We start from the raw sequence: 22,301 nt of genomic DNA on the forward strand, positions 1-22,301 counted from the left end.
CGAAGCGCGGACGGGACTCGAACCCGCAACGTTCCGGGGTGAAAACCCGGTGACTCTTCCCATTCGTCCACCGCGCCGTGTCACACGCGAACCAGTGCCCCCGGCGCGATTCGAACGCGCACCGTCGACGTCCTCAACGTCGTGCCTCTGCCTGTTGGGCTACGAGGGCGTGTGGAGCGGCAGCCGGGATTCGAACCCGGGGCCTCCGCCATGGCGAGGCGGCGCTCTGACCGGACTGAGCTACAACCGCATGATCACTACAAACTGCGCACCGTCGACCGGGTTCGAACCGGCGGCCTCGGCCTCGACAGGGCCTTGCTCTACCACTGAGCTACGACGGCATAGTTCACCCAGCCCGGCTCGGTGCCGCTTCGCGCGGACCGACCCGGGCCGGGGCCCGAACGTGGACCCGAGCGGATTTGAACCGCTGACCGTCGGTCTGCCAGACCGATGCGCTACCGCTGCGCCACGAGCCCATTTGCGTGTGCCATCCACTGTGTATTTGTCAAAACGAACGAATGCACGAGGGCGCGCAGAATTGCATGGTGGTGAAAGGGTACGAAAAAGCCGCCCGGTCCCCGGTGGGGTGGGCGGCGGAGGCGTCGCTGACAGGCTGTCAGCCGCTCCACCGACCGGAGGTGTTATCGCCGGTCAGACAGGCATAACCGGCGACCGGAAGGACCAGGCCGCCCATGGCGTGCTTGGCTTCGAGTTCGCGGCGCCGCTGCATGGCTTCCTCCTTCTTCCGATCGTTCTTCCCGGTGCTGATGAATACGTTACGCATTCCCCGCGCCGCGCACAATGTATTTATCGCGGCCGTCGCGGTACCTTCCTTCCATGCAGGACGCAGCGCCGGTGTGGCTGCTCGACGTCGACGGGGTCATCAATGTCAAGCGCCCGGGCTGGGGCGCCGCGCCGTTCCAGGGCCGCGCGCACGCCCTCGGCGCCGAGTGGAAGCTGCGCTGGGCCCCGGGCCTCGTGCAGCGCATCCGCCGCCTGCACGGCGACGGGGTGGTCGAGGTGCGCTGGTGCTCGACGTGGTGCGCGTGGCCCGGCGAGGTCGAGCGGCTGTTCAAGCTGCCGGGCCTGGACCGGGCGTTCGGCGAGGTGCCGGACTTCTCGGTGGCCAAGCTCGCCGCGGCCCGGGCCGTGCTGCGCGAGGGTCGCCGGCTGGTGTGGACCGACGACGTCGAGGTGCCGGAGCCCGGGCCGCTGTACGACGAGCTCACGCGCGACGACCGGGCCCTGCTCATCCGGCCGGACCCGCGGCGCGGCCTCACGCCCGCACACTTGGACGTGATCGAGGAGTTCGCTAAGCTTTGCCCGTGAACCTTCTGCACGAAAGATTATCTGCATGACCGACTACGGCCACGACCTGCGCTTCGGGACCTTCCTGCCCGCCGAGGCCGCCAACGCCGCCGAGGCGCTGCGGCTCGCGGTGCGCACCGAGGAGCTCGGCCTCGACATGACGAGCCTGCAGGACCACCCGTACCAGGCCCGCTTCCTCGACTCCTGGACGCAGCTGTCGGTCATCGCCGCGCACACCGAGCGGATCACGGTGTTCCCGAACGTCGTCAACCTGCCCCTGCGCCCGCCCGCGGTGCTGGCCCGGGCCGCGGCGAGCCTCGACCTGCTCACCGGCGGCCGGGTCGAGCTCGGCCTGGGCGCGGGCGCGTTCTGGGACGCGATCGAGGGCATGGGCGGGCCGCGGCGCACCGGCGGCGAGGCGCTCAAGGCCCTCGAGGAGGCGATCGCGGTCATCCGGGCGCTGTGGAGCGACGAGCGCTCGGCCCGTGTCGACGGCGAGCACTACCGGCTCCAGGGCGCGCACCCCGGCCCCGGCGCGGCGCACGACATCGGCATCTGGGTCGGCGCGATCAAGCCGCGGGCGCTCGCGCTCACCGGCCGGCTCGCCGACGGGTGGCTGCCCAGCTCGCCGTACGTGCCGCCGGAGCAGCTCGCCGAGTCCAACCGGCGCATCGACGAGGCCGCGGACGCGGCGGGCCGGCGGCCCCGGGACGTGCGCCGGCTGTACAACATCGCCGGCACCTTCCGCGGCGACGGCCGCGAGTTCCTGCAGGGCCCGCCGAAGGTGTGGGTCGAGCAGCTCGCCGAGCTGGCGGTCACCGAGGGCATGAGCGCGTTCATCCTCATGGCCCAGGCCGGCGGCGACAGCGACCTGGAGCGATTCGCGCTGGAGGTGGTGCCGGCCGTGCGCGAGCTCGTCGCGGCCGAGCGCACCCACCCCGGGACAACCGCGGCGGTGGTACCCCCGGAGCCCGCACCGGCCCCGATCGAGCTCCGCACCCGCAACGAGACCCTCGCGACCCCGACGCCCGACGACGGCACCCGGCGCTCGAGCGAGCGGCCGTGGGACGAGTCCGAACGCCCGACCGGCCCGGCGAGCGACCCCGCCGTGCGCTACAGCGCCCGCCAGCGGGCGTCGGGCCAGCACCTCATCGACGTACACAATCATCTGCGTGAGGAGCTGACCCAGCTGCAGGATCTCGTCGAGCAGGTCGCGGCCGGCGCGATGGACCTCGGCCGGGCCCGCTCGATGATCAACACGATGGCGATGCGGCAGAACAACTGGACCCTCGGCACGTACTGCGAGAGCTACTGCCGCGTGGTCACGACCCACCACACGATCGAGGACCTGAGCCTGTTCCCGCGCCTGCGGGCGGCCGACCCCGGGCTGGTGCCGGTCGTCGACCGCCTCGAGGCGGAGCACCACGTGATCGCCGACGTCCTCGAGCGGGTCGACCAGGCGCTGGTGGCGATGGTCTCCAGGCCCGAGAGCATCGTCGCGGTGCGCTCCGCGGTCGACCTGCTCACCGACACGCTGCTGTCGCACCTGTCGTACGAGGAGCGGGAGCTGGTCGAGCCACTGAGCCGTTACAACGTGATGTGAGCGGTCCGGAGCGGAGCGGAGGGGGCGCTCACCATGGGCTCAGCTTCGTCGCGTCGCTGCCGGAGCTTGCGGAGGCGGCGGCGCGGGTGGCGATGGTGGAGACGTCCCAGAGCCGGGCCGCGGCGTCCGGGTCGAGGGCGTAGGCGGCGACCCCGGTACGCGTGCCGGGGCGGTTGGGCTCGGCCTCGTGGCAGTCCTCGTAGTACCGCCCGCCGACGCCGTCGGCGAGCGGCGAGCCGGCCAGCAGCGCCGAGGTCGCCGCGCCCTGCTCCGGGGTCTTCCATCGGATCGGCACCCCGCCGTTGGCCGCGGTCGCGGTCCGCACCAGCTCGTCGACGTCGACGTGGCGCTGCAGGTTGGTGCGGATGCCGCCCGGGTTGAGAGCGTTGACCCGGATGCCGTCGCCGGACCAGCGCCGGTCCGCCTCGACCGCGAAGAGCACATTGGCCGTCTTCGACTGCCCGTAGGCCAGCCACGGCTCGTACTCGCGCCGCTCGAAGTGGATGTCCTCGAACACCACGGGCGAGCGCAGGTGCGCCGTCGAGCTGACCGCGACCACGCGCGCCCCGCCCGCGGCCCGCAGCGCCGGCAGCAGCCGGGCGGCGAGCGCGAAGTGCCCGAGGTGGTTGGTCGCGAACTGCAGCTCCCAGCCCTCCGGGGTGCGCCCGAGCGGCGAGGCCATCACGCCGGCGTTGTTCACGAGGATGTGCAGGGGCCCGTCCCACGCGTCGGCGAACGCCCGCACCGACGCCTGGTCGGCCAGGTCGAGGGGCGCCACGTGGACCGCCCCCGCGATCTGCGCGGCCACCCGCTCGCCCGCCGCGGTGTCGCGCACCGCGAGGGTCACCTCGGCCCCGGCCCCGGCGAGGGCGCGGGCGGTCTCGACCCCGATCCCGGACGCGCCGCCGGTGACCACCGCGCGGCGGCCGGCCAGGTCGACGCCCGCGAGGACCTCGGCCGCGGTGGACTCGAACCCGAAGCTGCTCATCGCTGTACCTCCTTGACGCTGACGTCCCACAGCCGCTCGGCGGCCGCGGGGTCCAGGGCGTACGACTCGACCCCGGTACGGGTGTTGGGCCGGTGCGGACCGGCCTCGTTGCAGTCCTCGAAGTACTTCCCGCCGACCGCGTCCAGCAGCGGCGAGGCGGCGAGCAGCACCGACGTGGCGGCGCCCTGCTCGACGGTCTTGAACTGCGCCGCGGGGGCGCCGGTCTGCTCGCGCAGGCGCTGCAGCTCGGCGGGGTCGACGTACCGCTGCAGGTTGGTCCGGATCGAGCCGGGGTGCAGCGCGTTGACGAAGATCCCGTCGCCGGACCAGCGCCGGGTCGCCTCGACCGCGAAGAGGATGTTGGCCGTCTTCGACTGCCCGTAGGCCGACCAGGGCTCGTACGCGCGGTGCTCGAAGTGGATGTCGTCGAACACCACGGGCGAGAAGATGTGCGCGCTGGAGGCCACGGAGACGACCCGGGCGCCGTGCGCGGCCCGCAGCGCCGGCAGCAGGCCGGTGGCGAGCGCGAAGTGGCCGAGGTGGTTGGTGGCGAACTGCAGCTCCCAGCCCTCGGGCGAGCGGCCGAGCGGGCGGGCCATGACCCCGGCGTTGTGCACCAGGATGTGCAACGGCCCCTCCCAGGCCCCGGCGAACGCCCGCACCGACGCCTGGTCGGCCAGGTCGAGGGGCGCCACGTGGACCGCCCCCGCGATCTCCGCGGCCACCCGCTCGCCCGCCGCGGTGTCGCGCACCGCGAGGGTCACCTCGGCCCCGGCCCCGGCGAGGGCGCGGGCGGTCTCGACCCCGATCCCGGACGCGCCGCCGGTGACCACGGCGCGGCGGCCGGCCAGGTCGACGCCCGCGAGCACCTCGGCCGCGGTCGACCCGGCCCCGAAGGGTGTGGTGATAGGCATGATCGTCTCCTTCAGCGGTACCATCAAACGGAGGAGCCTCCAGATGCTCCAACCGTAACCGGAGGCGCCTCCGCTTGACCCCCTCCTGGAGTGTGACGTGACCCACGCGGCCCGACCGCTGCGCGCCGACGCCCGCCGCAACCGCGACCGGCTGCTGGAGGCGGCCCTGGAGGCGTTCTCCCGCGAGCCGAGCGACGAGGTGACCCTGGAGCGCGTGGCCCGCGACGCCGGAGTCGGCATCGGCACCCTCTACCGCCATTTCCCGACCCGGGAGGCGCTGATCGAGGAGGTGTACCGCGCGGAGCTCGCCCGCCTGTGCGAGTCCGCCCCGCGCCTGCTCGCCGAGCTGCCCCCGGACGCCGCCCTGCGCGCCTGGATGGACGGCTTCATCGACTACTCCGCGGCCAAGCGCGGCCTGGCCGAGGCGCTGCGCACGGTCATCGCGGCGGGCGGGCACCCGTTCGCCGAGAGCCGCGCCCGGATGGAGGCCGCCCTGGGCGCGCTGCTGGCCGCGGGCGCGGACACGGGCCTGCGCCAGGACGTCGACCCCTACGACGTGCTGGTGGCCCTGAGCGCCGTCTCTTTGTGGGTGTCCGAGCCGGACCGCCGGGCCCAGGGCGGCCGGGTGCTGGACCTGCTGATGGACGGCCTCCGCTTCACGCGGTGACCCGGCCGGTCAGACCGGCGGGGCGTTCCACAGGCGCAGCGAAGGGGCGTCGTGCTCGTGGCCGAGGACCGAGATCGTCCCGGTGCCCAGCGTCAGGTGCGCGCCGAACGCGATCGGCTGCTCCAGCCACCGCGCCGCCAGGGCCCGCGACGCGTGGCCGTGGCTCGTCACCGCCACGTCGCCGAGGACCAGCATCGGGCGCAGCTTCGTGATGAAGCGGTCGATGCGGACCGTCACCTGCTCCGGGGTCTCACCCCCGGGGCAGCCCTCGCGCCACAGGTCCCAGCCCGGCGCGTCGGCGTGGATCTCGGACGTTGTGCGGCCCTCGTAGGTGCCGTAGTCCCACTCGGCGATGTCGTTGTCGACCTCCGTGACGATCAGGCCGGCCAGCTCGGCGGTGCGCCGCGCGCGACGGCGCGGGCTGCTCATCACCGCCACGAAGGCGCGGTTGGCCAGCACCCGGCTCAGGGACTTGGCGCCGTCCTCGCCCGCGGAGGTGAGGTCCAGGTCGGTCGTGGAGGTGTGCCGGCCCGCGGCGCTCCACTCGGTCTGCCCGTGCCGTACGACCACGATCTCGCCCATCTCCACATTGTGCCGGTTCCGGCTACGCTCCACCGGGTGGACGGGGTTCTGGTGCTCTGGGATGTGGACCACACGCTGGTCAACGTGGACGGCCTCGGGCGGGAGGCGTACGACCTGGCCTTCACGCGCCGGTTCGGGGTCGCGCCCGCGCACCAGCCGCCGATGGCCGGGCGGACCGACCGGGCGATCGCGAAGGACATGCTGCGGTTCAACGCGGTGCCGGTGACCGAGGGCAACCTCGAGGACCTGCGCGCGGGGGCCGAGGCGGCGATGGACGAGCTCGCACACCTGCTGCCCGTGCGGGCGCGGGCGCTGCCCGGGGCGGCCGCGGCGGTGGCCGAGGTGCGCACGCGCACGGTGCAGTCGCTGCTGACCGGCAACGTGCGGCACATCGCCGAGGTGAAGGTGGCCCCGTTCGGGTTCGCCGAGCACCTGGACCTCGACGCGGGCGCGTACGGATGGAGCCACGAGGTGCGCGCCGAGCTGGTGGGGATCGCGCGGCGCAACGCCCGCGGCCGCCATGGCCGGCACTTCGAGAAGGTCGTGCTGGTCGGGGACACGCCCGAGGACGTGCTCGCCGCGCTGAGCAGCGGCGCGGGCGTGGTCGCGGTGGCGACCGGGCGGTACACCCGCCGCGAGCTCGAGACCGCGGGCGCCCACGTGACCCTGGACGACCTGGCCGACCTGGATCAGGTGCTGGACGGCATCAGGCGGGCCGCGCGCTAGGCCGGTTCTCGTAGGGCGTCGACAGCACGACGGTCGTGCGGGTGGTGACGTTGGCGGCCGTGCGGATCTCCTGCAGCAGCCGCTCCAGGGCGAGCGGGGTCTCCACGCGCACGAGCAGCATGTAGAAGTCCTCGCCGGCCACCGAGTAGCAGCTCTCGATCTGCGGCAGCTTGGACAGCCGGTCGGGGGCGTCGTCCGGCTGCGACGGGTCGAGCGGGCGGATCGCGACGAAGGCGGTCATCGACAGGCCCAGCGCGTCGTGGTCGATCCGCGCGGCGTAGCCCTTGATGACGCCGCGCTGCTCCAGCCGCCGGACCCGCTGGTGCACGGCCGACACCGACAGCCCGACCCGCTCGGCCAGGTCGGTGTAGGACAGGCGGCCGTCGACGGCCAGGGCGGCCACGATCGCGCGATCGGTCTCTTCCACGAGCGAAACCCTAACCCGCGGTGCAAATCATTACAGGGACCGCGCGATCACCACCCGCTGGATCTGGTTGGTGCCCTCGAAGATCTGCAGGACCTTGGCCTCGCGCATGTACCGCTCGACCGGGTGGTCCGACACGTACCCGGCGCCGCCGAGCACCTGCACCGCGTCGGTCGTGACCCGCATCGCGGTGTCGGTGCAGAACAGCTTGGCCTTGGCCGCCTCGGCCGTGTGGGGGCGTCCGGCGTCGCGCAGGCGGGCGGCGGAAAGGTACAGCGCCCGGGCCGCGGCGATCTGCGTGGCCATGTCGGCGAGCATGAACCCGACGCCCTGGAAGTCGGCGATCGGCCGGCCGAACTGCTCCCGCTCGCGGGCGTAGGCGGCCGCGTAGTCCAGGGCGGCCTGGGCGAGCCCGACGGCGCACGCGGCGATGCCGAGCCGGCCGCCGTCCAGCGCGCTCAGGGCGATCTTGAAGCCGCGGCCCTCCTCGCCGATCAGCCGGTCGCCGGGCACGACGGCGCCGTCGAAGACGAGCTGGGCGACGATCGAGGAGCGCAGACCCATGGTCTTCTCCGGCGCCTGCGCCTCGACCCCGGCGGTGGCGGCGTCGACGAGCAGGCAGGAGATGCCGGCCGGGCCGGGGCCGCCGGTGCGCACGAACACGTTGTAGAAGTCCGCCCGCCCGGCGTGGGTGATCCAGGCCTTGGTGCCGCGCACCACGAAGCCGTCCGGCCCGGCGTCGGCGCGGGTCTTCAGCGCGGCGGCGTCGGAGCCACTGTGCGCCTCGGAGAGGCAGTAGGCCCCGAGCAGCTCGCCGCCGAGCAGGTCGGGCAGCAGCCGCTTGCGCTGCACGTCGGACCCGAACGTCGCCAGCGGGTAGCAGGCCAGGGTGTGCACGGAGACGCCCTCGGCCACGGCCAGCCAGCGGGCCGCGAGCTCCTCGAGGACCTGCAGGTACACCTCGTAGGGCACGCCGCCCCCGCCGTGCTCCTCCGGGTAGGGCAGGCCGAGCAGCCCGGCCCGGCCCAGCACCCGGAACAGCTCGCGGGGGAAGCGGCGCTCGGCCTCGAACTCGTCGACGCGCGGCGCCAGCTCGCCGTCGGCGATCTCACGGACGAGGCCGATGAGCGCCTCGCCCTCCTCGGTCAGAAACGGGCGATCGACGGTCATGCCGACACCTCCGCTTCGCTCCGGCATCGACACTCATCCCTGGACCCCCGATGAGCGGCCACTCCGCTGCGCTGCGTACCGCTCATAGGATCACCAGCTCCGTGTCGATGGTGTTGAGCCGCTCGACGCCGCCGGCCGTGCACACGACGATGTCCTCGATCCGGGCGCCGTGGCGGCCGGCCAGGTAGATGCCCGGCTCGATCGAGAACGCCATGCCGGGCTCGAGCGGGGTGGCGTTGCCGGCCACGATGTAGGGGTCCTCGTGCCCGTCCAGGCCGATGCCGTGCCCGGTGCGGTGCAGGAACGCGGCGCCGAACCCGGCCTGCGCGATGAGGTCGCGGGCGGCGGCGTCGACGGCCTCGGCGGTGACGCCGGGGCGCACGGCCGCGACCGCGGCCCGCTGGGCCTCGTGCAGCACGGCGTAGTAGGCGGCGAAGTCCGCGGGCGGCTCGCCGATGCAGTAGGTGCGGGTGGAGTCGGAGCAGTACCCGTCGGGCATCGCCCCGCCGATGTCCACGACCACCGGCTCCCCGGCCCGGATCACCCGGTCGGAGACGCCGTGGTGCGGGCTGGCCCCGTTGGGCCCGGCGGCCACGATGGTGAACTCGACCGTGGCGTGCCCGGCCGCGCGGATGCCGGCCGCGATGTCGGCGGCGACCTCGGCCTCGGTGCGCCCGGGCCGCAGCCATTCCCCCATCCGCTCGTGGACGGCGTCGATGGCCCGCCCGGCCCGGCGCAGCGCGTCGACCTCGGCCGGGGTCTTGCGCAGGCGCAGCCCGCGCAGCACGGCCCCGGCCAGGGCCTGGGTGGCGTCGGGCAGCGCGTCGCGCAGGGCCAGCACCTGCTCGGCCCACATGCGGTCGCCGAGCCCGACGGCCTTGACCCGGTCGCCGAGCAGGCCCCGCACGATGTCGTACGGGTCGCTGCCGTCCTCGTGGTCGACCAGCCGCGCGCCGACGGACTGCGCCGGCGAGGCCTCCGCCGCGGGGCGCTCGAGGCGGGGGACGATGAGCACCGCCTCGCCGTCGGCGGGCAGCACGAGCAGGGTGAGGCGCTCCAGGGCGTGCGCGTCGTAGCCGGTCAGGTAGCGCAGGTCGGCGCTCGGGCCGATGAGCAGGGCGTCGAGCCCGGCCTCGGCCGTGGCGCGCCGGGCGGCGGCCAGCCGGTCGGGGGAATACAGCTCCACGAGCAACAGCTTAACGTTCGTTTGGTTTTCTGTGTGACGGTAGGGGCCCGAGTGGGCGGTGCCGTCCCAATGGATAGGTGTTCCACCGCCCGTTGTGGCGTAGTCTGTGCACGACGCTTGAGTAAAGCCGAACCGAGACGAGCTGCCGCATCTCCATGAGCCGCCCCAGCGCGCCGCCGCCCAGCGACCGGGTCGCAGACCCGCTCGTCCACGAAGCGCTGCTGTACGAGGGCGTGGTCGGCTTCCTCGACGGCACCATGAAGTTCATCTACGAGGGGTTCTCCCTCGATGAGCCCACGATAGTCGCGGCCACGCCCTGCAACGTCACCCTGCTGCGGGAGCGGCTGGGCGCGTTCGCCGAGGGCGTCGAGTTCCTCGACATGACCGAGGCCGGGCGCAACCCGGGCCGGATCATCCCCTGGGTGCTGTGCAAGTTCATGGACCAGCACTTCGGCCGCCGGGTGCGCATCATCGGGCAGCCCATCTGGCCCGAGCGCACCGCCGAGGAGTACCCCGGCTGCGTCCAGCACGAGGCGATGATCAACGTGGCCCTGGCCGGCCGCGAGGCGACGCTGCTGTGCCCGTACGACCTCGCCCGCCTCGACCAGCGGCGCATCGACGACGCCTACCGCACGCACCCGGTCATGGTCGACGACAACGGCCGGTACCCGTCGGGCACCTACGACCCGCACGGCGTCGCCGAGGAGTACAACGTGCCCCTCTCCGAGCCGCCGGCCGGCGCGACCACGCTGCGCTTCGAGCTGGAGAGCCTCGTGGAGGTGCGCCGCCGGGTGGCCGAGGTCGGGCTGGACGCCGACCTGGTGCCGGACCGGATCGTCGACCTGCAGAGCGCCGTCAACGAGCTCGCCACCAACAGCATCCAGCACGGCGGCGGCTCCGGGACACTGCGCACCTGGCACGACGACGAGCGCGTGGTCTGCGAGGTCCGCGACTTCGGCCACGTCGCCAACCCGATGATCGGCCGCCTGCGCCCGCCGGACGGCCGGGGCCGCGGCCTGGTCATGGTCCACTTCCTGGCCGACCTCGTGCAGCGACACACCAGCACGACCGGGACCACCACGCGCATCCACGTCTTGCGCTAATCTCCGCCTGGTGGACCGCCCTCTGCTGCTGATCGACTCGGCCAGTCTCTACTTCCGCGCGTTCTTCGGCGTGCCCGAGGCCGCCGCGAAGGCGCCCGACGGCACCCCGGTCAACGCGGTGCGCGGCTTCCTCGACATGCTCTCCACCCTCATCAGGGGCCGCAAGCCCGACCGGATGGTGTGCTGCCTCGACGAGAGCTGGCGCCCGGCCTGGCGGGTCGCGCTGCTGCCCTCGTACAAGGCGCACCGGCTCACCCCGGCCGGCGGCGAGGAGGTGCCCGACGCGCTCTCCCGGCAGGTGCCGGTGATCCTCGAGTTCCTCGCCGCGCTGGGCATCACGGCCGTCGGCGCGGCCGACTTCGAGGCCGACGACGTCATCGGCACGCTCGCCCACCGCGAGCCCGGCCCGGTCGAGGTGGCCACCGGCGACCGCGACCTGTTCCAGGTCATCGACGACGCCAAGCCGGTGCGGGTGCTGTACTGCGGCCGCGGCGTCGCCAAGCTCGAGGTCCTCGACAACACGGCGCTGCACGGCAAGTACGGCGTGCCCGCGGCCGGCTACGCGGACCTCGCGGCCCTGCGCGGCGACCCCAGCGACGGCCTGCCCGGCGTCACCGGTGTCGGCGAGAAGACCGCGGCGCGGCTCGTGGACCGCTACGGCAGCCTCGACGGCATCCTCACCGCGCTCGACGACCCGGAGTCGGGCTTCGCGCCCGGGCTGCGGGCCAAGATCGAGGCCGGCCGGGAGTACCTCGCCAGCGCCCGCGACGTCGTGGCGGTCTCCCGCGCGGTGCCGCTGCCCCCGCTGGAGACGAAGCTGCCCACCGCCCCGGCCGACCCGGAGGGGCTCATCGCCCTGGCCGAGCGGTGGGGCCTGGCGGGGGCGTCCAAGCGGATCGTGGACGCCCTGCAGGCCTCAGGCTGAGACGCGGACCGGCTCGACGCGCCAGATCCGGTCGCAGTAGTCGCGCACGGTCCGGTCGGAGGAGAAGAAGCCGCACCGGGCCGCGTTGAGCACCGACATGCGGGCCCAGCCGTCCTGGTCCCGCCACGCCCGCTCGACCCGCTCCTGGGCCTCGAGGTAGGGCCGGTAGTCGGCCAGGGACAGGTACTCGTCGCGGCCGAGCATCGCGTCGACGACCGGCGTGAACAGGGACCGGTCGCCCTTGGCGAACACGCCGTGCGCGATCGTGTCGATCGCCGCGCGCAGCTCGGGGTCGCTCTCGTAGTACGCCCGCGGGTTGTAGTCCCGGCGCATCTCCGCCGCGTGCGGCGCGTCGAGGCCGAACAGGAAGAAGTTGTCCGCCCCGACCCGGTCCCGGATCTCGATGTTCGCGCCGTCCAGCGTGCCGATCGTGACCGCCCCGTTGAGCGCGAGCTTCATGTTGCCCGTGCCCGACGCCTCCTTGCCGGCGAGCGAGATCTGCTCCGACAGGTCGGCCGCCGGGATGATCACCTGCGCGCGGGTGACGTTGTAGTCGGGCTGGAGCACGACCTTGAGCTGGCGCGACACCACCGGGTCGGTGTTGACCGCCTCGGCGACCGCGTTGACGAGCCTGATCAGCAGCTTCATGGAGTGGTACCCCGGCGCCGCCTTCCCCCCGAACAGCACCGTGCGCGGCACCACCTCGAGGTCCGGGTCGTCCCGCAGCCGGTTGAACAGCGTGATGACGTGCAAAAGCTTCAAATGCTGCCGTTTGTACTCGTGGAAGCGCTTGATCATCACGTCGCACAGCGCGCCCGGGTCGAGCACCACGCCCGTCGACTTCTCCACCAGCACCGCGAGATCGGTCTTGTTGGCCCGCTTGACCGCGCGCCAGCGCTCGAGGAACGCCGGGTCGTCGGCGGCGGGCGCCAGGTCCTCGAGCCGGTCGAGGTCGGTGATCCACCCCTCGTCGCCGAGCCGCCCGGTGACCAGCTCCGACAGCCGCGGGTTGGCCATCCGCACGAACCGGCGCGGCGTGACCCCGTTGGTGACGTTGTGGAACTTCTGCGGCCACAGCTCGGCGAAGTCGCGCAGCGTCGTCTCGGCGAGCAGCTTCGTGTGCAGCTCCGCGACCCCGTTGACCGCGGTCGAGCCGACCACGGCCAGGTGCGCCATCCGCACCCGCTTGTCGGGCGCCTCCTGGATGATCGAGAGGCGCTGGACGCGCTCGGGATCGCCCGGGTACGTCGCCTCGACCTCCTGCAGGAAGAAGTAGTTGATCGCGTAGATGATCTCCAGGTGCCGGGGCAGCAGCCGCTCCAGCAGCGCCACCGGCCAAGTCTCCAGGGCCTCGGGCAGCAGCGTGTGGCACGTGTAGTTGAACGTGCGCCGGGTGATCGACCACGCCTTGTCCCAGTCCAGCTTCTGCTCGTCGACGAGCAGCCGCATGAGCTCGGTGATGGCCATGACCGGGTGGGTGTCGTTGAGCTGGATCACGACCTTGGCCGGGAACGCGTCCCAGCCGGAGTTGCGCAGCCGGTACCGCCGGATGATGTCGCGCAGGGAGCACGCCACGAGGAAGTACTGCTGCTTCAGGCGCAGCTCGCGGCCCTGCTCGGTGCTGTCGTCGGGGTAGAGGACCTTGGAGATGTTCTCCGCGCTCGTGATGTCCTCGACCGCCTCCTTGTACTGCCCCGCGCTGAACCGCGACAGGTCGAAGGACTCGCGGCTGGCCCGGGCCTGCCAGAGCCGGATGATGTTGACGGTCTGCGTGCCGTACCCCGGCACGAGCATGTGGCTGGGCTCGCCCCGCACGGTCTCCCCCGGCGTCCACTGCCGCCGCAGCCCCGTCGGGTCGTCGAGCGCGGGCGCCGTGCCACCGTAGAACCCGATGAGCTGCCGGTCGTCGGGCGCCGGAAACTCCCACGGGTTGCCGTAGAACGTCCAGTCGTCGGGCCGCTCGACCTGCGCGCCGTCCCGGAACGCCTGCTTGAAAATCCCGAACTCGTACCGGATGCCGTAGCCGACCGCCGGGATGTCGAGCGTCGCCATCGAGTCGAGCAGGCACGCCGCGAGCCGCCCGAGCCCGCCGTTGCCCAGCCCCGGCTCCACGTCGTAGTGCTCGAGGTCCTCGACACTGGTCCCGAGCTCGCCCGCGACCGCGCGCGCGAACCGCTCGGTGCCGGTGTAGAGCAGGTTCTGCCGCAGCTGCCGCCCGAGGAGGTACTCGGCGGACAGGTAGTACACGAACCGCGGGTTGGCGGCGTAGTGCGCGGCGGCGGTGCGCGCATACCGTTCGATCAGCCGGTCCCGGACTGTGAGCGCGAGCGTGTGGTACCCGTCGGAGCCGCTGGCGGACTCGAGCGTGGTGCCGCGCTGGAAGTACAGGTTGCTCAGGAGGTCGCGCTCGAAGTCCTCGAGCGTGTTGCCGACGGTGCGCATGCTGGGGCGGGGCCGGGGATCGGTCACCGCTCTAGTATCCGCTTCGGACCCCCGCGTCCGCCGGGCTTCACGTTCACCGGACCCGCTCGCCGTCGTTGGCGACGACCGCCGCTGCCGAAAACGCGGCCAAGAGCATGACCGGGGGCACCAGCGAGAAAGGGGGCCGGAGGCTTCCGCGCGCGTTGTTTTGTCAGCCCCGCGTCGAGCTGAGAATACGCCGGGAACCATTCAAACCGACATATCCCCCGCCAGGCGAAAAGTCCGATAAGTCGCGGCGCGCAGCGCCCGACTTATCGCACAATCCTCAGCGAATCAACGCCCCCGCTGCCGACGGGCGTCCGCGATCCCGTTGGCCGCCCGAGCCGCAAAGGCCTGCCCCTTGCCCCCGCCCGGAGCCGGCGGCGCCGCCGCCGGCGAACCGCCGAACGTGCCGCCCGCCGCGTTGCCCGGCATCGGGGCGCCCCCGAAGACCGCACCCGACTCCGCGCGGATCGCCTGCCCCGCGGCGATCTTGTCGCGCACCGCGGCCGCCTCGGCCTGTTCGCGCTCCGACGGTACCACCATCACGGCGCTGGCCAGGGCGATCACCACGACGAGGACGAAGAGCACGATCGGGGCCAGGAACCAGTTCACGTCGACGCCCGGCACGGTGTCGGTGCTGTGGGCGAGGTGGACCTGCATGGCGTACATGCCCGTGTAGTGCATGCCGCAGACGGCCACGCCCATCACGACCGCCGCGGCGGTCGTGGCGATCATGCCGCGCACGACGATCGTGAACCACAGGGCCACGGTCGCGGCGACGATGGCGATCGCGTACGAGGCGATGTACAGGCTCGGCTTGTACTCGAAGCTGCCGTTGATGTTCATCGCCTTCATGCCCGTGTAGTGCATGAACGCGACCGACACGCCCGTGATCGGGCCGCCGATGAGGACCTTCCACAGCTTCGGCCGGCCCATCCCGACGATGAACAGGCCGAGGCCCACGGTGACGACCGCGATGATGAAGCTCGCAACCGTGATCGGCACGTCGAAGCGCAGCGGGCTGTCCTGCACGCTGAAGCCGACCATCGCCATGAAGTGCATGACCCAGATGCCGGTGCCGCCGATCGACCAGGCGGCCAGCACCAGCAGCCACGCCCGGCGGCGGGTGTCGGTGGCGATACGGGCCCGCGCGGTGCTCACCAGGCCCAGCAGGGAGCCCAGGAATGACATGGCGAAGGCGAAGATCGGCGTGATGGCGCCGTACGTGAAATGGTGCAGCTGACCCACGAGGTCCTCCGTCCAGGGCACGCGCGCAGAATTGCACGGCGAGCCGGCCGGATCATCATTGCGGATCCAAACGATTTTTGCGAATTCACATCAGGTGAGAAAACGCCAAAATTATCCCATTAGGCTGTATGCAAGCACGCCCCGCGTGATCGCCGTCATCGCCTGCCGCGCCGTGCGCCGTACCGTTTCCGGGGCGCCGGAGGCCTCGGCGAGCTGCCCCAGCAGGTCGAGAACCTGGCGCGACCAGCGTACGAAGTCCCCGGCCGGCATGTCACCCTCCAGCCCGTGCACGCTGCCGAGCACCTTGGTGAGCGACTCGCCGCGGGCCCAGCGGTACACCGGCCACACGAACCCGAGGTCCAGCTCCCGGGTCAGCTGCAGGCCCCGCGAGTCCTCCTCGTCGCGCAGGTCGGCCCAGAGCTTCAGGGTCGCGTCGATGGCGTCGGTGACCTCGCCCCGCGGTACCGAAGCCCGGTCCTCCGCTTCCCGCCGGGCCTCGTAGACCAGCACGCTGGCCGCCGCGGCCAGCTCGGCCGGGCCGAGCTTGTCCCACACTCCGCGGCGCAGGCACTCGGCGACGAGCAGGTCGGTCTCCGACCAGATCCGCGCCAGCATCCGCCCGGCGTCGGTGACCTCGCCGGCCTCGCTGAGGTAGCCGCGGTCGGTCAGCAGCCCGCAGACCCGGTCAAAGGTGCGCGCGAGGGAGCCGGTGCGGCTGGCGACCTTGCCGCGCAGGGCCTCGGTGTCGCGCTCGAGGCGGTGGCGGCGCTCGGCCCAGCGCGCGTGCTCCTCGCGCTCGGGGCAGCGGTGGCAGGGGTGGCGGCGCAGCGACGCGCGCAGCGACTCCAGCTCGTGGTCGTCGGCCGCGGCGGTGTTGCGGGAGCGCCCGGGGCGCCCGCGCTCCTCCGGCTCGAACTCGACGCGGCGCAGCTGGGAGGCGAGGTCGCGGCGGTCCTGGGCCGAGCGGAAGTTGAACTGCCGCGGCACCCGCACCCGCCCGATCGGCTCGACCGGGCTGGTGAAGTCGGCGCCGGAGATGCGCCCGGCCCAGCGGTCCTCGGTGAGCACCAGCGGGCGCGGCTCGCCGAAGCCGCCGGTGCCCGGGTCGATCACGATCGCCAGGCCCGAGCGGCGCCCGGCCGGCACCCGGATCACGTCGCCGGCCCGCAGCCGCTCCAGCGACTCCAGCGCGGCCGCCCGGCGCTGCTGGGCGCCCTGGCGGGCGATCGTCTTCTCGCGCTCGGCGATGGCGACGCGGATGGAGAAGTACTGCTCGAAGTCGCCGAGGTGGCAGGCCATCTCCCCGGCGTAGGTCGCCATGGTCTCGACGTTGCGCTGCACCTGGCGGGCCAGGCCGACGACCGAGCGGTCGGCCTGGAACTGCGCGAACGAGCTCTCCAGCAGCTCGCGCGCGGCGGCCGAGCCGACGCTGCCGACGAGGTTGACGGCCATGTTGTACGACGGGCGGAAGCTCGACTTGAGCGGGTACGTCCGGGTGGAGGCGAGGCCGGCGACGTGGCGGGGATCGACCTCGGGCGCCCACACGACGACGGCGTGGCCCTCCACGTCGATGCCGCGGCGCCCGGCCCGGCCGGTCAGCTGCGTGTACTCCCCCGGCGTCAGGTCGACGTGCGCCTCGCCGTTGAACTTGACCAGCCGTTCCAGCACGACGCACCGGGCCGGCATGTTGATGCCCAGCGCCAGGGTCTCGGTGGCGAACACGGCCTTGACCAGCCCGCGGACGAACAGCTCCTCGACGACCTCCTTGAACGCGGGCAGCATGCCGGCGTGGTGGGCGGCGAGGCCGCGCTCGAGGCCGTCGAGCCAGTCCCAGTACCCCAGGACCTGCAGGTCCTCGCTCGGGATGTGCTTGGTGCGCTCCTCGACGATGGTGCGGATCTCGGCGCGCTCGTCCGGCCCGGTCAGGCGCAGCCCGGCGCCCAGGCACTGCTGCACGGCGGCGTCGCAGCCGGCCCGGCTGAAGATGAACAGGATCGCCGGCAGCAGACCCTCGCGGTCGAGCCGCTCGACGATCTCCTGGCGGTAGGGGCCGGTCCAGCGGCCGCGTTTGCCGCGGCGCAGGTCGCCCCCGGCCAGTTCGACGCGGCGGAGCATCTCGCGGTGGTACCGCAGCAGCTCCGGATGTACATCGTGCTTCTGCGCCGCCTCCGCGTCGTGGAACAGGTCGAACATGCGCTTGCCCAGGAGCATGTGCTGCCACAGCGGCACCGGCCGGTGCTCGCTGACGACCACGGACGTCTCGCCGCGCACGGTCACGAGCCAGTCGGCGAACTCCTCGGCGTTGGAGACGGTCGCGGACAGCGACACGAGCATCACCGACTCCGGCAGGTGGATGATCACCTCTTCCCACACGGCGCCGCGGAACCGGTCGGCGAGGTAGTGCACCTCGTCCATGACCACGTACGACAGGCCCTGCAGCGTCGCCGACCCGGCGTAGAGCATGTTGCGCAGCACCTCGGTGGTCATGACCACCACGGGCGCGTCGCCGTTTATCGCATTGTCGCCGGTGAGCAGGCCGACCCGCTCGGCGCCGTAGCGCGCGACGAGGTCGTTGTACTTCTGGTTGGACAGGGCCTTGATCGGCGTCGTGTAGAAGCACTTGCGCCCCTGCCGCAGGGCCAGGTGCACGGCGAACTCCCCGACGACCGTCTTGCCGGCGCCGGTGGGGGCGCACACCAGCACGCCCGTGCCGCGCTCCAGGGCCGCGCAGGCCTCGGCCTGGAACGGGTCGAGGGCGAAGTCCAGCTCCTCGATGAACTCGGTGAGCGCGGGCTGCTGCGAGGCGCTCTCGGCCCGCTGCCGAGCCGCCTCGTAGCGGTCTGCAGGGCTCATTCCAGACTCCTCAGTACCGCTCACGCCACCGCCTCCGCAAGCTCCGGCGCCGGCGCAAGCCCCGCCCTGCACCTCTGGTTCGCGGCCACTCCGCTTCGCTCCGTACCGCTCACGCCCCCAAGGCTAGGCGAAGCACGCCCGGATCCGCTCATAGGTATCGTGCTGGCGTGCCGGAAAGCGACGAGTCACTCACTTCCCGACGGCCGATCGAGGCGGTGCTGCTGGACTTCCACGGGACGCTTGCGCAGGTCGAGGACGCGGTGCGGTGGGTGACCCGCGCCGCGCAGAGCCTCGGCGACACCCTTGAGCGCGGCCGGGCGACGGTGCTGGCCGACCGGCTCACCACGGCCGGCCGCGCCGGCGGGCCGAAGCCGCAGCGGGTGCCCGCGCACCTGGCCGAAGTCTGGGCCGACCGCGACCTGTCGGCCGACGCGCACCGCGCCTGCTACACGGGCCTGGCCGCGACCGTCGACGAGGGCCTGGCCACGCCGCTGTACGACCGGCTGCTGCTCGCCGACGGCTGGCAGCTCTACGCCGACACCGTGCCGACGCTGCGGGCCCTGCGCGCGGCCGGGGTACCCGTCGCCGTGGTCAGCAACATCGGCTTCGACCTGCGCGCGCTCGCCCACGATCTCGGCTTCGCCGACCTCGTGGACGCGTTCGTGCTCTCCTACGAGGTCGGGCGGATCAAGCCGGACCCGGCCATCTTCTGGAACGCGTGCGCGGCCCTGCGCGTCGACCCGGAGCGGGCGCTGATGGTCGGCGACACCCCGGCGGACGCGGGCGCGGCGGCGGCCGGCTGCCCGGTGCTCGTCCTCCCGGAGAGTGAACCGGGCAAGGTACACGGACTGGGAGGAATCCTGCGGTTGTTGTGAGGTGGGATTGAATTCCGGCCGCGCCGGGAAATCAGTGTCGCAACACCGGCTGTGTGCTTGTCGCGGCCGATTCCGCCGACGACAGTGCAGGCAACTTCTTTCAATTTGCGGAGGTACGTCATGCCGTTGAACCGCTGGGACCCCACGAACGCGCTCGCCCGCCTGGAGCAGGACATGGGCAGCGCCGCGCAGCACGCCCACGCCGCGTCGGTGCGCACCGCGACCGACGGCGACGATCTCGTCATCACCGTCGAGGGCATCGACCCGTCCGACGTCGACGTCCAGGTCTCCGGCGGCCGGCTGACCATCAAGGGCTCCGGCGGCGGCAGCACCTCGGAGAGCCACGACGCCGGCGGCGCGCACTTCTCGTCGTCCTCGTCGAGCTCGTCGTCGTTCTCGCGCAGCTTCTCGGTGCCCGACGGCGTCGAGCAGTCCGACGTGTCGACCGAGCCGTCGGGCAACGGCGTGAAGGTCCGCATCCGCAACGCGGCCTGACCTACTGGGCCAGTCGCAGCGCTCCGGGTACACAAGTGATGGTCACGGGGAGTGGGCAGATCCGCTCCCCGTCGGCGTATGCGGTGATCCCCGCCCCGTCGAGCTCGACGACCCGCGCGCGGTGGGTGCTGACCCGCCGGTCGCGCACGTGGGTGCCCTTGAGCACCTTGGGCCGCAGCCGCATCAGCGTGAGCCGGCCGAGCGGCTCGGCGACGACGACGTCGAGCAGCCCGTCGGTGGGGTCGGCCCCGGGCGCGATCCGGAACCCGCCACCGTAACTCTCGGTGTTGCCGATCGCGACGAGAACGGACTCGAAGACGGACTCCGCCCCGTCCAGTTTCATGGTGTACCGCCGCGGCCGCAGCGCCAGCAGCTCCTCGACGATCGCCCGGTTGTACCGCTGCGGCCCCTTCGGCCACCGCATCCGGTTGGCGCGCTCGTTGACGAAGGCGTCGAACCCGGCCGCGAGCACCGCCCCGAACCACACGCTCGTCCCGTCGCCCCCTTCGAGGCGCGCGAGGTCGATCGCCCGCACCCGCCCGTCACGCAGCGCGTCGGCGACGCTCCCGGCCGCCGCGACGGGCGACGGCGGCACCCCGAGCCGCACGGCGAAGTCGTTGCCGGTCCCGGCGGGCACGATCCCGAACGGCACCCCGGTCCCGGCCACGGCCTGCAGCCCCAGGTGCACGGTCCCGTCCCCGCCCATCGCCACCAGCGCGTCGCACCGTTTTTCGGCGACCGCGCGGCGCGCCTGCTCCTTGACCGCGGCGGCGCTGCTCCCGGGCACCAGCGTGACCTCGGCCCCGCCGGCGCCGAGCCGTTCACGGACCGCGGGCAGCAACGCGGCGCGCCGCCCCTTGCCGGCGGTGGGGTTCGCGAGCAGCGCGATGTTCACGGGCGAGACTGTAAAGGTTCAACCCCGTTTCCCGCACCGTCGGCCCCGATTCGCCGCGAAAACGGCGCCCCGGTCCGAGTTGGACCGAGGCGCCGCACAGACGCGGAGCGCCTACGTGATGTCGTCGAACCGGGCGTCCAGCGGCTTCGGCCGCTCGACCGACGTCGGGGCCGCCACCGGGGTCGGGGCGTCGACCGGGTCGTACCCGTCGATCGGGCTCGCCGCCTCCACCGGTTCGACCTCGTAGTCGTCCAGCGAGGAGACCTCGTCGTCGCCGATGCCCGCGTACGACGGCCGGTTGCGACCCCGGCGCTTGTCGTTGACCAGGGCGAAGATGACCGCGCCGAAGTAGAGGACCGACATGCACAGCGCCAGGAACGTCATGCCGAACGGGTCGGCGGTCGGGGTCGCGATCGCGGCGAAGACGAAGAAGATGAAGACCGCGATGCGCCACCAGCCCAGGAGCCGCTTGCCCGTGGCGATGCCGGCGATGTTGGCCAGCATGATCCCGAGCGGGAACTCGAAGGCGACGCCGAAGACCAGCATCATGCCGGTGACGAAGTCGACGTACGACATCGCCTCCAGCAGCAGCGACGTCGACGGTGGCATGAAGTTGATCAGGAACTCGAGGCCCTTCGAGACCACGACGAACGCGAGCACCGCGCCGGCCGCGAACAGCGGGGCGGCGAGGCCGGCGAACACGTAGGCCCATTTCCGCTCGCTGCGATGCAGGCCGGGGGCGACGAAGGCCCACAGCTGGTACATCCAGAAGGGCGACGCGAGAATCAGGCCGGTGTACAGCGAAATTTTCAGCGTCAGCAGCAGCGGGTCGGTCACCTTCAGGGCCACGAACTGGCACTGCCAGCCGGCCGGCAGGTTCCCGTGGTTGGCCTGCCGGACCTGCTTCTCGGACAGCAGGCAGTACGGATCCTGCAGGATGTGCAGGATGTAATTGTGCAGCAGGTATCCGATGATGAGGCCGATCACGATGGCGATCGACGCTCGGAAGAGCCGCGTCCGGAGCTCCCGCAGATGCTCCAAAAGGGTCATGGAGCCATCTGCGGCACGCTCGAATTTCGACGGCTGCTTATCCCGCCGCCGTGCGAGGATGCTCACGACCGGAGCGCGCCTCAGCGCTCGCGAGCGTGGTCAACAGGATCGACGCGAGGAGTCGGCGACGGCTGGTTGTCGGCGATCTCGCCCTGGAGCGGCTGCCGGCCCGACTGCGCCTCGGCCTTGGCGTCGACGTCGTCGTCGGCGAGGCCCTTGGTCTCCGCCTTGATGATCCGCATCGAACGGCCGAGCGAACGCGCCGCGTCAGGCAGGCGCTTCGCGCCGAACAGCAGGATCAGCACCACCACCAGGACGATGATGTGCCACGGCCTTACTGCACCCATGTGAAGCCACCTCACTGTATTCGAGCTGCCGCACCCCATCCTACTGACCACCGGAGGGTGAGGGCAGTGGCCGGGGTTTGCGGATACTGCTCCGGCCGCTGAAGTCCTGACGAGTGTTGACGCTGCTCCGCCCGGACGTCAACCATCCGTCCGGTCAAAGGTGCGCTATGCCGGGTTTATCCGCCAGGATTGTTAACTGTTCTCGACCGCGCGCTGGGCGGCCTGCTGCGCGACAGAGTTTCTGGCTGCCTGCTCCGCGGCAAGTGCCTCCAGCTGCGGCACCATCTGCTCGACGGTCTGCTGCAGCGCGGCCAGGCGCGGCTCGACCCGGCGCTGCCCGTCCTCCAGGCGCGTCTGCATGGCCCGGGCCGCGTTGTCGAACGCGCGCAACCGGCCCATCACGCTCACCGCGACGAGAACAAGGACGACGAGCGCGAGCAGGACGATGCCGCCCGAGATCCACCACAGCACGTGACCGA

22 protein-coding genes and 5 tRNA genes are annotated in these 22,301 nt (G+C 72.2%); 8 read left to right on the plus strand and 19 right to left on the minus strand.

Features of this window, described 5'->3' with window-relative positions; translation table 11 throughout:
• Positions 1 to 2: 2 nt before the first annotated feature.
• The 6 genes from ACPPVO_RS42455 to ACPPVO_RS42480 all read right to left on the minus strand — a co-directional run bounded on the left by ACPPVO_RS42455 (position 3) and on the right by ACPPVO_RS42480 (position 784).
• Positions 3 to 77 (minus strand) — tRNA-Glu (locus tag ACPPVO_RS42455).
• 18 nt (positions 78 to 95) lie between these two features.
• A tRNA-Leu gene (locus tag ACPPVO_RS42460) sits at positions 96 to 169 on the minus strand.
• A 3-nt stretch (positions 170 to 172) separates the two neighbouring features.
• A tRNA-Gly gene (locus ACPPVO_RS42465) sits at positions 173 to 250 on the minus strand.
• Positions 251 to 269: 19 nt separating this feature from the next.
• Positions 270 to 341: transfer RNA gene (locus tag ACPPVO_RS42470), tRNA-Asp, on the minus strand.
• 63 nt (positions 342 to 404) lie between these two features.
• A tRNA-Ala gene (locus tag ACPPVO_RS42475) sits at positions 405 to 476 on the minus strand.
• A gap of 140 nt (positions 477 to 616) precedes the next feature.
• Positions 617 to 784 (minus strand): hypothetical protein, encoded by a 168-nt coding sequence (locus ACPPVO_RS42480; protein ID WP_426504228.1) that lies wholly within the window; start codon positions 782 to 784, stop codon positions 617 to 619.
• Positions 785 to 837: 53 nt separating this feature from the next.
• On the opposite strand from ACPPVO_RS42480, the gene ACPPVO_RS42485 reads away from it, so the two are divergent.
• Entirely contained in the window at positions 838 to 1,329 is a 492-nt protein-coding gene (locus tag ACPPVO_RS42485) for an HAD domain-containing protein (RefSeq protein ID WP_360382413.1), read from the plus strand.
• A 25-nt stretch (positions 1,330 to 1,354) separates the two neighbouring features.
• Positions 1,355 to 2,911, plus strand: a complete 1,557-nt coding sequence (locus tag ACPPVO_RS42490) for an LLM class flavin-dependent oxidoreductase (RefSeq protein ID WP_426504229.1) — start codon at positions 1,355 to 1,357, stop codon at positions 2,909 to 2,911.
• Between the two features lie 28 nt (positions 2,912 to 2,939).
• Here the strand turns inward: ACPPVO_RS42490 and ACPPVO_RS42495 are convergent, their stop codons facing one another.
• Together ACPPVO_RS42495 and ACPPVO_RS42500 are read right to left on the minus strand one after the other, a co-directional pair.
• A complete protein-coding gene (locus ACPPVO_RS42495; protein WP_426504230.1) occupies positions 2,940 to 3,899 on the minus strand; it encodes an SDR family NAD(P)-dependent oxidoreductase in 960 nt (319 codons plus the stop codon).
• Positions 3,896 to 4,813 (minus strand): SDR family NAD(P)-dependent oxidoreductase, encoded by a 918-nt coding sequence (locus tag ACPPVO_RS42500; protein ID WP_426504231.1) that lies wholly within the window; start codon positions 4,811 to 4,813, stop codon positions 3,896 to 3,898. Before ACPPVO_RS42500 ends, ACPPVO_RS42495 begins: the two co-directional genes overlap by 4 nt.
• Before the next feature lie 97 nt (positions 4,814 to 4,910).
• Here ACPPVO_RS42500 and ACPPVO_RS42505 point away from each other — a divergent pair, with 97 nt between their 5' ends.
• Positions 4,911 to 5,480, plus strand: a complete 570-nt coding sequence (locus ACPPVO_RS42505) for a TetR/AcrR family transcriptional regulator (protein WP_426504232.1) — start codon at positions 4,911 to 4,913, stop codon at positions 5,478 to 5,480.
• 9 nt (positions 5,481 to 5,489) lie between these two features.
• Here the strand turns inward: ACPPVO_RS42505 and ACPPVO_RS42510 are convergent, their stop codons facing one another.
• Positions 5,490 to 6,062: a histidine phosphatase family protein gene (locus tag ACPPVO_RS42510; protein WP_426504233.1), complete on the minus strand. Its 573-nt coding sequence runs from the start codon at positions 6,060 to 6,062 to the stop codon at positions 5,490 to 5,492.
• Positions 6,063 to 6,098: 36 nt separating this feature from the next.
• On the opposite strand from ACPPVO_RS42510, the gene ACPPVO_RS42515 reads away from it, so the two are divergent.
• A complete protein-coding gene (locus tag ACPPVO_RS42515) occupies positions 6,099 to 6,788 on the plus strand; it encodes an HAD family hydrolase (RefSeq protein ID WP_426504234.1) in 690 nt (229 codons plus the stop codon).
• On the opposite strand, the gene ACPPVO_RS42520 is transcribed toward ACPPVO_RS42515, so the two are convergent.
• The 3 genes from ACPPVO_RS42520 to ACPPVO_RS42530 all read right to left on the minus strand — a co-directional run bounded on the left by ACPPVO_RS42520 (position 6,769) and on the right by ACPPVO_RS42530 (position 9,577).
• Positions 6,769 to 7,215, minus strand: a complete 447-nt coding sequence (locus ACPPVO_RS42520; RefSeq protein WP_360382400.1) for an Lrp/AsnC family transcriptional regulator — start codon at positions 7,213 to 7,215, stop codon at positions 6,769 to 6,771. The two genes, ACPPVO_RS42515 and ACPPVO_RS42520, sit on opposite strands and share 20 nt — an antisense overlap.
• Positions 7,216 to 7,245: 30 nt before the next feature.
• The gene (locus ACPPVO_RS42525) at positions 7,246 to 8,382 is read right to left on the minus strand and encodes an acyl-CoA dehydrogenase family protein (protein ID WP_426504235.1); all 1,137 of its coding nucleotides are present in this window, start codon (positions 8,380 to 8,382) and stop codon (positions 7,246 to 7,248) included.
• Between the two features lie 82 nt (positions 8,383 to 8,464).
• Positions 8,465 to 9,577, minus strand: coding sequence for a M24 family metallopeptidase (locus ACPPVO_RS42530; RefSeq protein WP_426514793.1), 1,113 nt, complete (start codon positions 9,575 to 9,577; stop codon positions 8,465 to 8,467).
• Positions 9,578 to 9,723: 146 nt separating this feature from the next.
• Between ACPPVO_RS42530 and ACPPVO_RS42535 the strand changes: the two genes are divergently transcribed.
• Positions 9,724 to 10,671: an anti-sigma factor RsbA family regulatory protein gene (locus ACPPVO_RS42535; protein ID WP_426504236.1), complete on the plus strand. Its 948-nt coding sequence runs from the start codon at positions 9,724 to 9,726 to the stop codon at positions 10,669 to 10,671.
• 10 nt (positions 10,672 to 10,681) lie between these two features.
• On the plus strand, positions 10,682 to 11,596 hold the full coding sequence (locus ACPPVO_RS42540) for a 5'-3' exonuclease (RefSeq protein WP_426504237.1): 915 nt from the start codon (positions 10,682 to 10,684) through the stop codon (positions 11,594 to 11,596).
• Here the strand turns inward: ACPPVO_RS42540 and ACPPVO_RS42545 are convergent.
• The 3 genes from ACPPVO_RS42545 to ACPPVO_RS42555 form a co-directional block, all read right to left on the minus strand.
• Positions 11,588 to 14,065: a glycogen/starch/alpha-glucan phosphorylase gene (locus ACPPVO_RS42545; protein ID WP_426504238.1), complete on the minus strand. Its 2,478-nt coding sequence runs from the start codon at positions 14,063 to 14,065 to the stop codon at positions 11,588 to 11,590. The genes ACPPVO_RS42540 and ACPPVO_RS42545 overlap by 9 nt on opposite strands.
• Before the next feature lie 285 nt (positions 14,066 to 14,350).
• A complete protein-coding gene (locus tag ACPPVO_RS42550; protein WP_426504239.1) occupies positions 14,351 to 15,328 on the minus strand; it encodes an MHYT domain-containing protein in 978 nt (325 codons plus the stop codon).
• 90 nt (positions 15,329 to 15,418) lie between these two features.
• Positions 15,419 to 18,160 carry a DEAD/DEAH box helicase gene (locus ACPPVO_RS42555; RefSeq protein WP_426504240.1) on the minus strand — a complete coding sequence of 914 codons (2,742 nt, stop codon included), beginning with the start codon at positions 18,158 to 18,160 and terminating at the stop codon, positions 15,419 to 15,421.
• A gap of 167 nt (positions 18,161 to 18,327) precedes the next feature.
• On the opposite strand from ACPPVO_RS42555, the gene ACPPVO_RS42560 reads away from it, so the two are divergent.
• On the plus strand, positions 18,328 to 19,035 hold the full coding sequence (locus ACPPVO_RS42560) for an HAD family hydrolase (protein WP_426504241.1): 708 nt from the start codon (positions 18,328 to 18,330) through the stop codon (positions 19,033 to 19,035).
• 120 nt (positions 19,036 to 19,155) lie between these two features.
• Positions 19,156 to 19,530 (plus strand): Hsp20 family protein, encoded by a 375-nt coding sequence (locus tag ACPPVO_RS42565; RefSeq protein ID WP_426504242.1) that lies wholly within the window; start codon positions 19,156 to 19,158, stop codon positions 19,528 to 19,530.
• Between the two features lies 1 nt (position 19,531).
• Here ACPPVO_RS42565 and ACPPVO_RS42570 read toward each other — a convergent pair whose 3' ends face one another.
• The 4 genes from ACPPVO_RS42570 to ACPPVO_RS42585 form a co-directional block, all read right to left on the minus strand.
• On the minus strand, positions 19,532 to 20,425 hold the full coding sequence (locus ACPPVO_RS42570; RefSeq protein WP_426504243.1) for a diacylglycerol kinase: 894 nt from the start codon (positions 20,423 to 20,425) through the stop codon (positions 19,532 to 19,534).
• Between the two features lie 111 nt (positions 20,426 to 20,536).
• Positions 20,537 to 21,475 carry a twin-arginine translocase subunit TatC gene (gene tatC, locus ACPPVO_RS42575; RefSeq protein WP_426504244.1) on the minus strand — a complete coding sequence of 313 codons (939 nt, stop codon included), beginning with the start codon at positions 21,473 to 21,475 and terminating at the stop codon, positions 20,537 to 20,539.
• 80 nt (positions 21,476 to 21,555) lie between these two features.
• Positions 21,556 to 21,822 (minus strand): Sec-independent protein translocase subunit TatA, encoded by a 267-nt coding sequence (gene tatA / locus ACPPVO_RS42580; RefSeq protein ID WP_360382386.1) that lies wholly within the window; start codon positions 21,820 to 21,822, stop codon positions 21,556 to 21,558.
• 192 nt (positions 21,823 to 22,014) lie between these two features.
• The gene (locus ACPPVO_RS42585) at positions 22,015 to 22,293 is read right to left on the minus strand and encodes a hypothetical protein (protein ID WP_426504245.1); all 279 of its coding nucleotides are present in this window, start codon (positions 22,291 to 22,293) and stop codon (positions 22,015 to 22,017) included.
• Positions 22,294 to 22,301 lie beyond the last annotated feature (8 nt).

The sequence above is a fragment of the Dactylosporangium sp. McL0621 genome, assembly GCF_049995355.1.
In the GTDB taxonomy this organism is placed as follows: Bacteria; Actinomycetota; Actinomycetes; order Mycobacteriales; family Micromonosporaceae; genus Dactylosporangium.